13 protein-coding genes are annotated in these 15,639 nt (G+C 65.2%); 7 read left to right on the forward strand and 6 right to left on the reverse strand.

Features of this window, described 5'->3' with window-relative positions; translation table 11 throughout:
* From AC0L3U_RS33140 to AC0L3U_RS33150, 3 genes are read right to left on the reverse strand one after another with little or no spacing between them, the layout of a single operon-like run.
* Positions 1–2,376: a xanthine dehydrogenase family protein molybdopterin-binding subunit gene (locus AC0L3U_RS33140; RefSeq protein WP_473364547.1), complete on the reverse strand. Its 2,376-nt coding sequence runs from the start codon at positions 2,374–2,376 to the stop codon at positions 1–3.
* Positions 2,373–2,897: a (2Fe-2S)-binding protein gene (locus AC0L3U_RS33145; RefSeq protein WP_473364548.1), complete on the reverse strand. Its 525-nt coding sequence runs from the start codon at positions 2,895–2,897 to the stop codon at positions 2,373–2,375. Before AC0L3U_RS33145 ends, AC0L3U_RS33140 begins: the two co-directional genes overlap by 4 nt.
* Positions 2,894–3,754, reverse strand: coding sequence for an FAD binding domain-containing protein (locus AC0L3U_RS33150; protein ID WP_473364549.1), 861 nt, complete (start codon positions 3,752–3,754; stop codon positions 2,894–2,896). The genes AC0L3U_RS33145 and AC0L3U_RS33150 overlap by 4 nt, the downstream gene beginning before the upstream one ends.
* A 254-nt stretch (positions 3,755–4,008) precedes the next feature.
* Between AC0L3U_RS33150 and AC0L3U_RS33155 the strand changes: the two genes are divergently transcribed.
* Positions 4,009–4,629, forward strand: coding sequence for a TetR/AcrR family transcriptional regulator (locus tag AC0L3U_RS33155; protein ID WP_027519406.1), 621 nt, complete (start codon positions 4,009–4,011; stop codon positions 4,627–4,629).
* Between the two features lie 6 nt (positions 4,630–4,635).
* Here the strand turns inward: AC0L3U_RS33155 and hutU are convergent, their stop codons facing one another.
* The 3 genes from hutU to hutI are packed head-to-tail and all read right to left on the reverse strand — an operon-like array spanning position 4,636 to position 9,090.
* Entirely contained in the window at positions 4,636–6,306 is a 1,671-nt protein-coding gene (gene hutU / locus AC0L3U_RS33160) for a urocanate hydratase (protein ID WP_473364550.1), read from the reverse strand.
* A gap of 13 nt (positions 6,307–6,319) precedes the next feature.
* Positions 6,320–7,879 carry a histidine ammonia-lyase gene (gene hutH / locus AC0L3U_RS33165; RefSeq protein WP_473364551.1) on the reverse strand — a complete coding sequence of 520 codons (1,560 nt, stop codon included), beginning with the start codon at positions 7,877–7,879 and terminating at the stop codon, positions 6,320–6,322.
* Positions 7,876–9,090: an imidazolonepropionase gene (gene hutI / locus AC0L3U_RS33170; RefSeq protein WP_473364552.1), complete on the reverse strand. Its 1,215-nt coding sequence runs from the start codon at positions 9,088–9,090 to the stop codon at positions 7,876–7,878. Before hutI ends, hutH begins: the two co-directional genes overlap by 4 nt.
* An 84-nt stretch (positions 9,091–9,174) precedes the next feature.
* On the opposite strand from hutI, the gene AC0L3U_RS33175 reads away from it, so the two are divergent.
* The 6 genes from AC0L3U_RS33175 (at position 9,175) to AC0L3U_RS33200 (ending at position 15,162) form a co-directional block, all read left to right on the forward strand.
* Positions 9,175–10,533 carry a formimidoylglutamate deiminase gene (locus tag AC0L3U_RS33175; protein ID WP_473364553.1) on the forward strand — a complete coding sequence of 453 codons (1,359 nt, stop codon included), beginning with the start codon at positions 9,175–9,177 and terminating at the stop codon, positions 10,531–10,533.
* Positions 10,530–11,258: a histidine utilization repressor gene (gene hutC / locus AC0L3U_RS33180; RefSeq protein ID WP_247402712.1), complete on the forward strand. Its 729-nt coding sequence runs from the start codon at positions 10,530–10,532 to the stop codon at positions 11,256–11,258. Before AC0L3U_RS33175 ends, hutC begins: the two co-directional genes overlap by 4 nt.
* A 105-nt stretch (positions 11,259–11,363) precedes the next feature.
* Positions 11,364–12,308 (forward strand): ABC transporter substrate-binding protein, encoded by a 945-nt coding sequence (locus AC0L3U_RS33185; RefSeq protein WP_473364554.1) that lies wholly within the window; start codon positions 11,364–11,366, stop codon positions 12,306–12,308.
* Positions 12,309–12,381: 73 nt separating this feature from the next.
* Complete coding sequence (locus AC0L3U_RS33190; RefSeq protein WP_007601313.1) at positions 12,382–13,155, forward strand: ABC transporter permease; 774 nt, start codon at positions 12,382–12,384, stop codon at positions 13,153–13,155.
* Positions 13,152–13,937, forward strand: coding sequence for an ABC transporter ATP-binding protein (locus AC0L3U_RS33195; RefSeq protein ID WP_473364555.1), 786 nt, complete (start codon positions 13,152–13,154; stop codon positions 13,935–13,937). Before AC0L3U_RS33190 ends, AC0L3U_RS33195 begins: the two co-directional genes overlap by 4 nt.
* A complete protein-coding gene (locus tag AC0L3U_RS33200) occupies positions 13,930–15,162 on the forward strand; it encodes a hydantoinase/carbamoylase family amidase (RefSeq protein ID WP_473364556.1) in 1,233 nt (410 codons plus the stop codon). The genes AC0L3U_RS33195 and AC0L3U_RS33200 overlap by 8 nt, the downstream gene beginning before the upstream one ends.
* The last annotated feature ends 477 nt before the right edge of the window (positions 15,163–15,639 follow it).

The following is a 15,639-nucleotide window of genomic DNA, read 5'->3' on the forward strand; positions in this document are numbered from 1 at the left end:
CTAGAATCGCTTCAGGGCTTTCAGGACTCTTGCGGGCGTGATCGGGATGGAATTGATCGTTGCATCGAACGGTGCGAGCGCGTCGTTGACGGCGTTCAGCACACAGGCCGACGCCGCCGCCGTCCCCGCCTCACCGCATCCCTTGGCGCCAAGCTCGGTGTCGGCGGTCGGTGTCTCGACATGGGCGATGACGATGTCAGGCATCTCCATCGGCATCGGGACGAGGTAGTCGGCGAGCGAGCCGTTCACGAGCTGGCCGGTCTCGCTGTAGCGACACTCCTCGAACAGCGCCGCGCCCAATCCCTGCACGATGCCACCGCGGAGCTGCTCGTCTACCAGCATCGGATTGATGACCCGGCCACAATCCTCGACGATGAAATGCTTTAACATCTTGATGAAGCCAGTCTCGACGTCCACCTCCAGCGAACAGCCCTGGATGCCGTTGGTGAAGGCGAACGGATAGCCCTGTGGCGCGAAGTGATGGCTCACGGTGAGCTGGGCCTGCGTGCCCGGCGGTAGCGTATCGGAACGGAAATAGGCAATGCGCGCGATCTCGGAGATCGGCATCCGCTGGTTTCGCGTGCCAGCGTCGACGACTTCGCCATCGATGATGTCGAGTGCCGATGGCTGCTCCTGGAGGATGAGCGCAGCGATTTCCAGGATGTTGCGCCTGAGCGCGCGCGTGGCCTGGAGCGCAGTCTCGCCGCCGATGCCGGCGCCGCGGCAGGCCCAGGTCGCACCGCCATGCGGCGTCACCTCGGTATCACCGGTAATGACCTTGACGTGCTCCTGCGCGAGACCCAGCTGATCCGCCACGATCTGGCTGATGATCGCCTCGGTGCCTTGCCCCTGCTCGGTGACCGAGATCAGGCAGCGCACTTCGCCTGATGGGGTCAGGCTGATGATCGCACCGTCCTGCGAGGAGATACGGGCTCCGCCAACGCCATAGAACGCGGGACTTGGATTGGTGATCTCGACAAAGGCCGCGATGCCGATCCCGCGATAGACGCCGCCCTTGCGCAACTCCGCCTGCTCGGCGCGCAGCCCGTCATAATCCATCATCTCGTGCAGCCGCTTCAGGCAGGCCTGATGCGACAACGCCTCGAAGCGGTAACCGGTCGGCGAGGTCTGCGGATAGGCATCATCGGCGATGACATTCTGCGCTCGGATCGCGAAGGGATCGAGACCGAGCTTCGCCGCGGCCATGTCGACCAGCCGCTCGGTGACCGCGCAGGCGATGGGATGGCCGACCGCGCGATACTGGCTGGTCTGCACCTTGTTCTGGAAGAGCACCTCGAGCGTCGCGCGGTAGTTCTTGAAACGATAGGGCGCGCCGATCAGGCGGATGACCTGGTTGCCCTCCACCACGCTTGTACGCGGATAGGTCGAAAACGCCCCGATTGCGGTCAGGTCCAGCACGTCCATCGCAAGGATCTCGCCCTTGGCATCAAGCGCCATCCGGGCGCGGACGCGATGGTCGCGGGCGTGGATGTCGGAGACGAACGATTCGATACGGTCGGCGACGTATTTGACGGGACGGCCGAGCAGGATCGAGAGGCCGACCACGGCCATGTCCTCATGATAGACATGCAGCTTCATCCCGAAGGAGCCGCCGACGTCGGTCGCGATCACGCGTACGCGGGCCTCCGGAATGCCGAAGTGGCGCGAATAGAGGTCCTGGAACTGATATGGCGTCTGTGTCGCGTGATGCACGGTGAGCATCTCGGCCGAAGGATCGTAATCGGAAACGATGGCACGCGGCTCCAGCGTCACAGCGGTATGGCGGCCGAAGGACAACTCCTCCTCCACCACAAGGGCCGCATGCGCAAAGGCGTCGTCGACGCTGCCGTTGTCGAGCTGGCTGCGGAAGCAGACATTGTTGGCACTGCCAGGATTGATCAGCGGCCCGCCGCCCTCACGCGCGCTGTCGATATCGGCGACGATCGGAAGGTCTTCGTAGTCGATCTCGATCAGTTCCAGCGCATCCTCGGCGATCGCACGGCTCTCGGCAACGACTGCAACCACCGCCTGCCCGGCCCAGACCACGCGGTCGAGCGGCAGCGGTAATTGCGGTGCCGAGATCATCCCCTTGAAATGATCGAGCGTGCCGGTCCAGGGCGTGCAGATCTTTGCGAGATCGGCACCGGTCGCGACGAGATGCATGCCTTCGAGCGCTCGCGCCTGCCCAGCATCGATCGAAATGATCTTCGCATGCGCATGCGGGCTGCGCAGGAACGCGGCATACAGCATCCGCGGCAGCCGGAGGTCGCTGACATAGCGCCCGCGTCCGGCGAGCAGCCGCTTGGCGTTCGGGCGCGGCACGGAGCGGCCGATATAGGAATTCGGGCGATCCAGCGAGGTCAGCGGCGCGCTCATGTCGGGCCTCCGCTTTCGCTTCGCGCTTTTGCCACGGCGTCGATCGCATCGACGATCGCTTCATAGCCAGTGCAGCGGCAGTAATTGCCCGACAGCGCGTCGCGAATGTCCTCACGACTGGGCCGCGTCACCTGCGAGAGGAGTTCGTGGGCGTTGACCAGCATGCCCGGCGTGCAAAAGCCGCATTGCAGAGCGTTGCGGCGGTGGAATTCGGCCTGGAGGTCAGCGATTACGCCGCTCTCCGTGAGCCCTTCGATCGTATCGATCCTGGCGCCGTCAGCCTGCACCGCGAACATCAGGCAGGCGTGCACGGCTTGGCCGTCGAGCTGGACGAGACACGCGCCGCAGGCGCCCATCTCGCAGCCGGCATGCGTGCCTGTCAGCTCGAGCACGTTGCGCAGGCAATCGACCAGCGTCTCGCGCGGCGCGACCTCACAGGCCACCTTGCGGCCGTTGACGACGAAGCGAACGCGCACGGTCTCGTCCGCATCATCCAGAAGGGATTCGTCGAAGCCGCTCATCCGCCCACTCCGAGACGTCCGAGCATGCGTCCGAGCAATACGCGCGCGAGATGCAGCCGCATCGCCGGCGGCACCTCGTCGCCTTCAGGTGGTGCGAGATCACCTTCGAGGGCGGCCTGCGCTGCGGCGATGCGTTCAGCATCAAGGCTCGAACCGATGAGCGTAGCCTCCGTTCCCTTCACCCGCGACGGCGTATTGCCGACAGAGAAGAACGAGATCCTTATGTCATCGATGCGCTCGCCGGTGCAGGTCGCGAGCATGCCGCAACCGACCAGCGCATAATCCCCGCGTCGCCGGGCCAGTTCGTCAAATGCAAAGCGCTGATCGGCCTTGAACAGCGGGACGAAGACCGCGGTGATCAGCTCGCCGGGCTGCAGAGCCGTCTCGAACAGGTCGACGAAGAAGTCGTCGGCCTTGACGCGCCGGCTGCCCGAAGGGCCGACAATCTCGATCTCGGCATCGAGCGCCAGCGTCATCGCCGGAAATTCGGAAGCCGGGTCGGCCTGCGCGACGCTGCCGCCGAACGTGCCGCGGTTGCGGATCGCGGGATGGGCGACGAAGGGCGCAGCCGCATGCAACAGCGGCGCGAATTCGGCAATCAACGGCTCGCTAAGCATCTCGCAATGGCGTGTGAGCGCGCCGATACGCAAATATCCGCCCTCACGCCTGACGCCACGCAGCTCGGAAATATGAGTGATGTCGATCAGCAGCCGCGGCGCCTGCAGCCGCAGCGACAACGCCGGCACGAGGCTCTGACCGCCGGCAATGAAACGCGCATCGTCGCCGGCGCGCGCGTGAGCGTCCAACGCCTGGTCGATCGTCGCAGCGCGAAAATAGCTGAAAGCCCTCGCCTTCACCGCCGTTTCCTCGGATCCCTCGGCTCATCAGCCGGGACGCCAGATTTGTAACCATCTGGTCTCAAAATCCTGACACGGCGTCGGAAGCCGGTCAACAGGAAATGACCATTTGGTTACAAATGCGCATTGGGCTATGAAGACGACGGGACGTGCGATTCAGCGACGAAATGGCCCGCAAAGCGCAGAAAACGGCGAAGCGACCGGTCCGGAAGCGGTCCGAGACAGGCAGCAAGTCCGCGCCAAAGCGCCGCAACATGCGTGCGGCCGACCGCGAGCGCGCCATCCTGGACGAGGCAATCCGATTCTTTGCCGAGCGCGGCTTCGAGGGGCAGACGCGCGAGCTCGCCAAGCGTCTGGGCATCACGCATTCGGCGATCTACCGCCACTTCCCGAGCAAGGAAGCGCTGATCGAGCGTGTCTACCAGGAGGTTTATCTCAGCCGCTGGTCGCCCGATTGGGGTCCGATGATCCGCGACCGCTCGCTATCGCTCGAGGCCCGGCTGACGCGCTTTTATCTCGACTATGTCGAACGCGTGTTCGAATACAATTGGGTGCGGATCTTCGTCTTCTCCGGCATGAAGTCGTTCGGCATCACCGGCCGCTATCTCGACATCATCAGGCGCGAGATCATCGAGCCGGCGGCCGGCGAGCTGCGCCACGACCTGAAACTGCCCGAAGCAAAGACACATCCGCTCGGCGAGCGCGAGACCGAGCTGTTCTGGGGCCTGCACGGCCGCATTTTCTATCTCGCGATCCGCAAATTCATCTACGCGACGCCAATCCCGGCCGATCTCGACGCGATCGTTCGCGATGCCGTCCAGACTTTCATGGACGGCGCGAAGACGACGATGCCGAGGCTGCTGGCGCGCGACTGAGCCCGGCTACGTCGTCAGGCTCGGCAGATCGAGCCCTTTGTCGCGGGCACATTCGATCGCGGTGTCGTAGCCCGCGTCGGCGTGGCGCATGACGCCGCTGGCAGGGTCGTTCCAGAGCACGCGCGCGATCCGCTTTGCCGCTTCCGGCGTACCGTCGGCGACGATCACCATGCCGGCATGCTGGGAATAGCCGATGCCGACGCCGCCGCCGTGATGCAGCGACACCCAGGTCGCGCCGCTGGCGCAATTGAGCAGCGCGTTGAGCAAGGGCCAGTCGGACACAGCGTCCGAACCGTCCTTCATCGCTTCGGTTTCGCGGTTGGGGCTCGCCACCGAACCGCTATCGAGATGATCGCGGCCGATCACGATAGGAGCCTTCAACTCGCCACGCGCCACCATCTCGTTGAAGGCAAGGCCCAGGCGATCGCGATCGCCAAGCCCGACCCAGCAGATCCGCGCCGGCAGGCCCTGGAACTTGATGCGCTCCCTGGCCATGTCGAGCCAATTGTGCAGGTGCTTGTCGTCAGGCATCAGCTCCTTGACCTTGGCGTCGGTCTTGAAGATGTCCTCGGGATCGCCCGACAGAGCGGCCCAGCGGAACGGCCCGACGCCGCGGCAGAATAAGGGACGGATATAGGCAGGGACAAAGCCGGGAAAATCGAAGGCATTCTTCAGGCCCATGTCCTGCGCCATCTGGCGGATGTTGTTGCCGTAGTCGAGCGTCGGAATGCCCAGCGCATGGAAATCCAGCATGGCCTGGACGTGCTCGACCATCGAGGTTTTCGAGGCGCGCTCCACGGCCTTGGGGTCGGCGGCGCGCGTGGCTTCCCACTCCGCGAGCGTCCAGCCCTTCGGCAAATAGCCGTTGATCGGATCGTGCGCGCTGGTCTGGTCGGTGACGATATCGGGCCTGACGCCGCGGCGGACCAGCTCGGGAAAAATCTCAGCGGCGTTGCCGAGCAGGCCGACAGAGACGGCTTTCTTCGTCGTCGCCGCCTCCGCCATGATCGCAAGCGCGTCATCGAGCGTTGTGGCCTGGCGATCGAGATAACCGGTGCGCAGACGCATCTCGATGCGGCTCGGCTGGCATTCGACCGCCAGCATCGAAGCCCCGGCCATGGTCGCAGCCAACGGCTGCGCGCCGCCCATGCCGCCGAGACCGGCCGTCAGAATCCATCTGCCGGCGAGGCTGCCGCCATAGTGGCGGCGGCCAACTTCAACGAAGGTTTCGTAGGTGCCCTGCACGATGCCCTGGCTGCCGATATAGATCCAGGAACCGGCCGTCATCTGGCCGTACATCATCAGGCCCTTGCGATCGAGCTCGTTGAAATGATCGAGCGTCGCCCAGTGCGGCACGATGTTGGAGTTCGCGATCAGGACGCGCGGCGCGTCGGCGTGGGTGCGGAACACGCCGACCGGCTTGCCGGACTGGACCAGCAGCGTCTGGTCGTCCTCGAGCTCGCGCAGCGAAGCAATGATCCGGTCAAAGCTCTCCCAGTCACGCGCGGCGCGGCCGATGCCGCCATAGACCACGAGCTCGCTCGGACGTTCTGCAACGTCGGGATCGAGATTGTTCATGAGCATGCGCAAGGGCGCTTCGGTCAACCAGCTCTTGGCGCTGATTTCGCTGCCGCGGGGCGCGCGGATGGTGCGGTCATTGTCCAGTCGGCGGTTCATGCGGAACACCTCGTCAGGCAAGTGTCGGAAACGGGTCGGTTGAAAGCACGGCGAGCGCCGCAGCCGGCAGCGCGTCGGCCTCGACCAGCGCTGCAGCCTTGGCGAGATCGCCGGCCATGTAGCGGTCGGCACCGAGCGGCGGCACCTGCTCGCGCAGTGCGGCCATGACGGCAGCGAGCGGCGCGCTGGTTGCATGCGGCGCGCGCAGCGTGATGCCCTGGGCGGCGACCAGCAGCTCGATGCCCAGGATGGTGGCGAGATTGTCGGCCATGTCCGACAGCCGTCGCGCGGCATGCGCGGCCATCGAGACGTGGTCTTCCTGGTTGGCACTGGTCGGCGTCGAATCGATCGAGCAGGCAGCCGCGCGCTGCTTGTTCTCGGCATAGAGCGCGGCCGCCGTCACCTCGGCGATCATGAAGCCGGAATTGATACCGGGATCGGGAGTGAGGAACGGCGGCAGGCCGAAATTGAGCGCGGGATCGACCAGCGTCGCGATGCGCCGCTCGCTGATCGCACCGATTTCCGACAGCGCGAGCGCGATGGTATCCGCGGCAAAAGCCACCGGTTCGGCATGGAAATTGCCGCCGGAGACGATCTCGCCGGTCTCGACCAGCACGAGCGGATTGTCGGTGACGGCATTGGCCTCGACGACAAGCGTCCGCGCCGCCTGCACGATCAGGTCGAGCGCCGCGCCCGCAACCTGCGGCTGGCAGCGCAGGCAATAGGGATCCTGCACGCGTTCGTCGCCTTCGAGATGCGACAGGCGGATGTCGCTGCCGTCGAGCAGCGCCATCAAGGTTGCCGCCGCCGCGATCTGTCCGGAATGACCGCGCAGCGCCTGGATCTCGGGGCGGAACGGCGCCGTCGAGGCCATCGCCGCATCGACCGACAGCGCGCCGGTGACGAGCGCAGCGCGAGCCAGGCGAAATGCGCGCAGCACGCCGGAGACGGCATAGGCGGTGGAGAATTGCGTGCCGTTGATCAGCGCGAGCCCTTCCTTGGGACCGAGCGTCAGTGGCGGCAGGCCGGCCGCGGCGAGCGCCTCGAGGCCCGATACGATCTTGCCGTCGACGATCGCCTGCCCTTCGCCGATCATCACAGCGGTCATATGCGCGAGCGGCGCGAGATCGCCGGAAGCACCGACCGAACCCTGCTGCGGCACCAGCGGTGAGATGCGTCGCGCCAGCATGGCCTGCAACTGCTCGATCACCTCGCGGGGCACGCCGGAAGCACCGCGCCCGAGCGAAATGATCTTCAGCGCCATCATCAGCCGAACGATCGGCTCGGGAGTTGCCGCACCGACGCCGCAGCAATGCGAGACGATGAGATTGCGCTGGAGCAGCGCGGTCTGGTCCGGCGGAATCCGCTTCGAGGCCAGCTTGCCGAAGCCGGTGTTGATGCCGTAGACGGGAGCATCGGCTCGCGCAGCCCTTGCAACGATCTCCGCGGCCGCGTCGATGCGCGGCCAGAACGAGGGATCGAGAACGACAGGTGCGCCTTCGAGCACGCGCGCGAGATCATCGAGGCAGACCGTCCCCGGCTTGACAACGATCGGCGCCCGCTGCTCCGTCATTGTCCCCTCCACACCCGGCGGTGCAGCGGATTGAAGCCGATACGGTAGACCAGCTCGGCCGGGCGCTCGATATCCCATATTGCAAGGTCACACCATTTGCCGGCCTCTAACGTGCCGGTATCATTGAGCACGCCGAGCGCTCGTGCGCCTTCGCGAGTGACACCGGCAAGGCACTCGGCCACATTCATCCGGAACAGCGTCGCGCCCATGTTCATGGCGAGCAGGAGCGAAGTCAGCGGCGAGCTGCCCGGATTGCAGTCGGTCGCGAGCGCCATGGCAACGCCGTGCTTGCGGAACGTCTCGACCGGCGGTTTTTGCGTCTCGCGGATGAAGTAGAAGGCGCCAGGCAACAACACGGCCACCGTTTTAGCTTTTGCCATCGCCGCTGCACCGGCTTCGTCGGTGTGCTCGAGGTGATCGGCCGAAAGCGCCGAGAATTTTGCGGCGAGCGCAGCCCCGCCGAGGTTCGAGAGCTGGTCGGCATGCAGCTTGACCGGCAGTCCAAGCCGCTCCGCTGTCTCGAACACCTGCGCCGTCTGCTCGCCGGAAAATGCGATCCCCTCCATGAAGGCATCGACAGCATCGGCGAGGCCCGCCTTCGCGACCGCAGGCAACATCTCCCTGCAGACGAGATCGATGTAACGATCCTTGTCGCCATCGGCCTCCGGGGGCAGCGCATGCGCGCCAAGAAACGAGGTTTGGATCGCGACCGACCGCTGACGGCCCAGGCTTCGCGCGGCGGCCAGCTGTCGCATCTCGGTCTCGGTGTCCAAGCCGTAGCCGGACTTGATCTCGACCGTGGTGGCGCCCTCGCCAATCAGCGCATCGAGCCGCGGCAGCGCGTGGGCTACGAGTTCGGCCTCGCTTGCCTTGCGCGTCGCGGCCACTGTCGAGACGATACCGCCGCCGGCGCGCGCGATCTCCTCGTAGCTCGCGCCCTTCAGGCGCAGCTCGAATTCATGGGCGCGGTTGCCGCCATAGACCAGATGGGTGTGGCAATCGACGAGACCGGGCGTGATCCAACGCCCTCCGCAATCGATCCGGTCGGCTGCATCCGCGTCCGTCGGAAAGTCCGCCGCGGCGCCCGCATAGACGATATGGCCGCCGCGCGCGGCGATCACGCCGTGCTCGATCTCGCCGAGATCGGGACGGTCGGCCCGCATCGTGGCGAGCCGGGCGTTATGCCAGATCCGGTCGAAGCGCTCTGCCATGCAACTGTCCCTTCGCGTGGGATGCTTGACTTATATGTCTAGACATATAATCGTGTCGCGGTTCTGTCCAGCCGGCATGGAAACATGACACGACTGCATTTCGCCTCCGCGCTCCTGCCCTCGGGCTGGGCCAATGACGTGCAGGTGGTGATCACCGCCGGCGCGATCGCCGAGGTGACGCCGGGCGTGGCCGCGGCCGCCGGCGACGAACGCCACGAAATCGCGCTTCCGGGACTTGCGAGCTTGCACAGCCACGCGTTCCAGCGCGGCATGGCGGGTCTCGCGGAGCTGCGCGGCGACAGCACCGATACCTTCTGGACCTGGCGCGAGACGATGTACCGCTTCGCGCTGGCGATGACGCCGGATGACGTCGCAGCAGTCGCGACACTGCTTTATGTCGAGATGCTGGAGCAGGGTTTCACCCGCGTCGGCGAATTCCATTATCTGCATCATGATCGCGACGGCTCGCCCTACGCCGACATCGCCGAAATGGCCGCACGCATCGCGCAGGCCGCAGAGGCCTCGAGTATTGCGCTGACGTTGCTGCCGAGTTTTTATGCGCATGGTGGCTTCGGGGGCACAGCACCGCATGCCGGCCAGCGCCGCTTCATCTCTACGGTTGATCAGTTCGCCGCGCTGGTGGGCGCCTCGCGCAAGGCGCTCGCAACATTGCCGGATGCCAACATCGGCGTGGCGCCGCACAGTTTGCGCGCTGTGACGCCGGCCGAGCTTGCAGCGATCATTCCGCTTGCTGAGGGCGGACCGGTGCACATTCATGCCGCCGAGCAGGTGAAGGAAGTCGAGGATTGCCTGGCCTGGTCCGGACGACGTCCGGTGCAATGGTTGCTGGAGCACGCGCCCGTCGACCAACGCTGGTGCCTCATCCACGCGACCCATACGACGGATGAAGAAGTCACTGCATTCGCCAAGGCCGGCGCGGTCGCCGGACTCTGCCCCATCACCGAGGCAAGCCTTGGCGACGGCATTTTCCCGACCCGGGAATTCGTCGGTGCCGGCGGCGCCTTTGGCATCGGCACGGATTCCAACGTGCTGGTCGGCGTCGCCGACGAGCTGCGCCAGCTCGAATATGGCCAACGGCTCAAGCACCGCGAGCGCAACGTGCTCTCCGCCGGCGCGGGGCGCTCGACGGGACGCACGCTGTTCGATCATGCGCTTGCAGGCGGCGCGCGGGCACTGGCACAGATGTCCGTCGGTCTCACACCCGGTGCGCGCGCCGACATCGTCACGCTCGACACCGCGCATCCCTCGCTGGCGGGACGCGCGCGCGACGCGGCCATCGATGGCTGGATCTTTGCCGCGGGCAGCGGTGCGGTCGATTGCGTCTGGGCCGGCGGCGACAAGGTCGTCGAAGGCGGCCGCCACAGACTGCGCCAGGCCGCGCGCGAACATTTCAACGCATCGGTGCGGAGGCTCGTTGCATGAGCCTTGCCACTGATACGCCGGACCAGCCGACGCTCTACAAACGGATACGCGCCGATATCGAGAAGCGCATTCTGACCGGCGAGTGGCCGCCCGGGCATCGCATCCCGTTCGAGCACGAACTGGTGGCACGTTACGGCTGCTCGCGCATGACCGTGAACAAGGCGCTGTCGGAGCTCGCGCAAGCCGACCTGATCGAGCGGCGGCGACGTGCCGGCTCCTTCGTCCGCCGGCCGCAACATCAGTCTGCCGTGCTCAAGATCGCCGACATGCGCGCCGAGATCACCGCGCTCGGGCGTGCTTACGGCTACGAGCTGATCGGTCGCAAGCTCCGCGCCGCGACCGCGGCCGACCGTGACCGCCTCGGTGTCAAGAAGGCCGGCAAGGTGGTCGCGATCACCTGCCGCCACAGCGCCGACAACGTGCCTTTCGCCGTCGAGGACAGGTTGATCGATCTCGCGTCGGTGCCAGATGCGGCGACCGCGGATTTTTCGCGTGAGCCGCCCGGCTCGTGGCTGCTTCACCATGTTCCATGGACGGAGGCCGAGCATACGATCAGCGCCATCGTTGCGGACGATCGCACGGCGGAGGCGCTCGACATCGCCGTGGGCGCACCCTGCCTCGTGATCGACCGCTATACCTGGCGCAGCGCGCGCACGATCACCGCGGTGCGGCTGCTCTATCCCGGTGACTCTCACCGCCTTGTCGCCCGATTCAAGGGAGGCTGAGAGGACGTGTCGGCACAAATCGTGCAACGCTTCGGGCAACGGTCCATGAGGACCGACCAAGATCAACAGGACGTCAATCCATCGATCGGCAAGAGGACGACAATCATGCGTAGTTCGAAAGTTTTTGCGACAATCATTGCCCTCGCAGCTTCCACCCCGGTGCTCGCCGACGACGTCAAGGTCGGCGTCGGCATCTCCGGATGGACCGGCTTCGCGCCGCTGACGCTGGCGAAGGAAGCCGGCATCTTCAAGAAGAACGGCCTTGAGGTCACCATCAAGAAGATTCCGCAGAAGGATCGCCATCTTGCGATCGCGTCCGGCGACGTCCAGTGCGCGGCAACGACCGTCGAGACCTGGATCTCCTGGAACGCCAACGGCGTCGCGACCAAGCAGATCTTCCAGCTCGACAAGAGCTTTGGTGCCGACGGCATGGCCGTGCGCAACGATCTCGCCGCGATCAAGGATCTGAAGGGCAAGACGGTTGCTGCTTCCGCGCCTGGTACCTCGCCCTATTTCGCGCTGGCCTGGATGCTCAAGAAGAACGGCCTGTCGGTGAAGGACGTCACGGTCGTGAACCTCGAGCCGGCCGCGGCCGCGCAGGCCTTCGTCTCCGGCCAGAACGATGCCGCGATGACCTATGAGCCGTATCTGTCGACGGTTCGTGCCGCAGCCGACAAGGGCAAGATCATTGCGACCACGCTCGACTATCCGATGGTCATGGACACGTTCGGCTGCACGCCGAAATTCCTCAGCGAGAACCCGAAGGCCGCCAAGGCGCTCGCCGACAGCTATTTCGAGGCCCTCGACATGATCGCCAAGGACCAGGCCAAAGCCTACGAGATCATGGGCGCCGACGTGAAGCAGAGCGGCGAGGCGTTCGGCAACTCGGCAAAGTATCTGCGCTGGCAGGACAAGGCCGCGAACCAGAAATTCTTCGCCGGCGATTTCCTGACCTTCAACAAGGAAGCCGCCGACCTCCTGCTTGAGATCGGCATCATCAAGGCCGCGCCGAAGGTCGAGGATCTCTTCGACGCCAGCTACATCAAGTAAATCTCCCAGGAGCCGCCGGCCCCGTCTCGCGACGGGGCCGGTAAACTTGTTCACCGCCCGGATAGACATTTAGATGCGTCCCCTCGATCCCGTGACGTCAAGGCAGCGCGTGGCTTACGGCCTTGCGTTCTTCGTAGTGTTCGTTGCCCTCTGGTCCTGGGCGACCTTCGGCGGCCACGTGTCGAAAGTGTTCCTCGCCAATCCGCTGACCATGGTGCAGGAAGGCGTCGATCTGATCATCAAACAGGGCTTCCTGTTCGACATCGGCATGACGATCTGGCGCGTCGTCGGCGGCTTCGTACTGGCCGCCATCATCGCCGTGCCGTTCGGCGTGCTGATGGGCGCATACAAGCCGGTCGAGGCGTTCCTCGAACCGTTCGTCTCCTTTGCGCGCTATCTGCCGGCTTCCGCCTTCATTCCCCTCCTGATCCTGTGGGCCGGCATCGGCGAGCTGCAGAAGCTGCTCGTCATCTTCATCGGCTCGGTGTTCCAGATCATCCTGATGATCGCGGTCACCGTCGGCACGACGCGGCGCGATCTGGTCGAGGCGGCCTATACGCTGGGGGCCAGCGACCGCGGCATCATCCGCCGCGTGCTGTTGCCCTCCTCCGCGCCGGAGATCGCCGAGATCCTGCGGCTGGTGCTGGGCTGGGCCTGGACCTATGTCATCGTCGCCGAGCTGATCGGCTCCTCCTCCGGCATCGGCCACATGATCACCGACAGCCAGGCGCTGCTCAACACCGGCCAGATCATCTTCGGCATCATCGTGATCGGGCTGATCGGCCTGGTCTCGGACTTCCTGTTCAAGGCGTTCAACGCGTGGCTGTTTCCCTGGAGGCTCGCATGACGATCCTCAAGATCGAACAGGTCTCGCGGACCTTCCCAGCGCGCCACGGCAACGCCCCGACCAGGGCGCTGGAGCCGACCGATCTGGTGATCGGCAACAACGACTTCGTCACCATCCTCGGCCCTTCCGGCTGCGGCAAGTCCACGCTGCTTCGCATCGTCGCCGGCCTCGATCGCCCGACTGGCGGACGTGTGGTGCTCGATGGACGCGAGGTGACCGGCCCGGGCGCCGATCGCGGCATGGTGTTCCAGTCCTACACGCTGTTTCCCTGGCTGACGGTGCGCGAGAACATCGCGTTCGGCCTGCGCGAGCGTGGCGTGTCCGAGGCGGAGCGAAACAAGATCTCCGATGGCTTCATCCGCCAGGTCGGTCTGTCCGGCTTCGAGAACCATTGGCCGAAACAGCTCTCCGGCGGCATGCAACAGCGCACCGCGATCGCCCGCGCGCTCGCCAATGATCCCAAGATCCTGCTGCTCGACGAGCCCTTCGGCGCGCTCGACAACCAGACACGCGCCCTGATGCAGGAAATGCTGCTCGGGATCTGGGAGCGCGACCAGAAGACCGTGCTGTTCGTGACCCACGACATCGAGGAAGCGATCTTCCTCGGCAGCCGCGTCATCGTCATGAGCGCACGCCCCGGCCGCATCAAGGCCGAGATCAACGTCGACCTGCCGCATCCGCGCTCCTACAAGATCAAGACCACGCCCGAATTCGTCCAGTTGAAGGAACGGCTGGTCGAGGAGATCCGCACCGAGGCGTTGAAGGTTGCCGAACATGCCTGACACCTTTTCACGCGCAAACGGGATGCGCGTTCTCGCCGATCTCAATGCGCTCCGTGCCATCGGCGCCTACAAGACCGGCGTGCACAAGCCGACCTTCTCCGAGCCGCACAAGCTTTCGCTGGATTGGCTGGTGCGGAAGCTGCCCGACGCGGGCCTCTCCGCCGCGATCGACGGCATCGGCAATGTCTTCGGCACCAGCGCAAAGGCGGGACCCAAGCTGCTGGCGGGATCGCATCTCGAAAGCCAGAACTACGCCGGCTGGCTCGACGGCCCGCTCGGTGTCGTCTACGCGCTCGAAGCGGCGCGCGTGCTCAATGCCGATCCCTCGCTCGAAGGCGCGGTCGAAATTGCCGCCTGGTGCGACGAGGAAGGACACTTTGGGCACTTCCTCGGTTCGCGCTCCTATGTCGGGCAAGTGACCGAGGCCGACATTGATGCCGCACGCGACCGCACCAGCGGCCGCACCATGCGGGACGCACTCGCCGACATGGGGCTCGCAGGACGACCGCGCATTACCGCCGAGCCGGGCCGGCACGTCGGATATCTGGAAGCCCATATCGAGCAGGGCGACACGCTCGAAAGCGGCCACCTTGCGATCGGCGTCGTCACCTCCATCGTCGGCATTTGGCAATACCAGACCAACTTCATCGGTGAGCAGAATCACGCGGGCACCACCCGCATGGCTGCACGGAAGGATGCCGGGCTGGCGCTGGCAAGGTTCTGTGTCGCGATCGACGCGCGTTTTCCCGAGAGCTGCGGGCCGCGCACGGTTTGGACCACCGGCCGCATCACGCTTGATCCGGGTGCGCCGAGCATCATTCCAGGTGGTGCCGAAATGCTGTTCCAGATCCGTGACGACGATCCTTCCGTCATCGCGCGGCTGGAGCAACTGCTGCGGAGCATGGCGGACGAGGCCAGCGCGAAGGGTCCCTGCACCGTCACCGTGGAGAAGATTCGCACTGGCGCGCCCGCGATGATGAATTCGGGCTTTCAGGACGCTATCGAAGCCGCGGCCAAGGCCGTCGCCGGCGGACGGTCCGTCCGCATGCCCAGCGGCGCCGGCCACGACGCGCAGATGCTTGCCTCCGTCATGCCCGCAGGCATGCTGTTCGTACCGTCGATCGACGGCATCAGCCATCACTGGACCGAGAACACCGCCGATGCCGACATCGTCACCGGCGCCCAGGTGTTCGTCGACGCTTGCCGGAGGATACTCGGCGGCTAGAACGGCGTGCCGCCCCCACTCTCTCCCCATCGTCATTGCGAGCGTAGCGAAGCAATCCAGAATCCCTCCGCGGCGGCAGACTGGATTGCTTCGCTGCGCTCGCAATGACGGAGTATGAGGCGACGGCTTCGTCCTCCCAGCACCACTGTCATTCCCCGCGAAAGCGGGGAATCCAGTACGCCGCGGCTTCTCGGTTCAATCATAACTGTCTCGGAATACTGGATCGCCCGGTCAAGCCGGGCGATGACAGGGAGTGTGTAGCCGCAGACACGCCTTCGCCTTCTCGCGGCGCATTTCGCCCGAGTCTTTGCCTGGTCGCTTCACCCTCAAATCCATAAGGGCGCAGGGAAGGCCGGGTGCCGGCTGGCACCCGCGGTCCACTGCGCGAAAAGCACACGCGGGAAAACCGCACAGCAGCATACAGGTGTAGCCAATCACTCGGCCTTCCCTGCGCGATGGTTGGACGGCTTATGCCGT

The sequence above is a fragment of the Bradyrhizobium sp. Kon69 genome, from assembly GCF_055807515.1.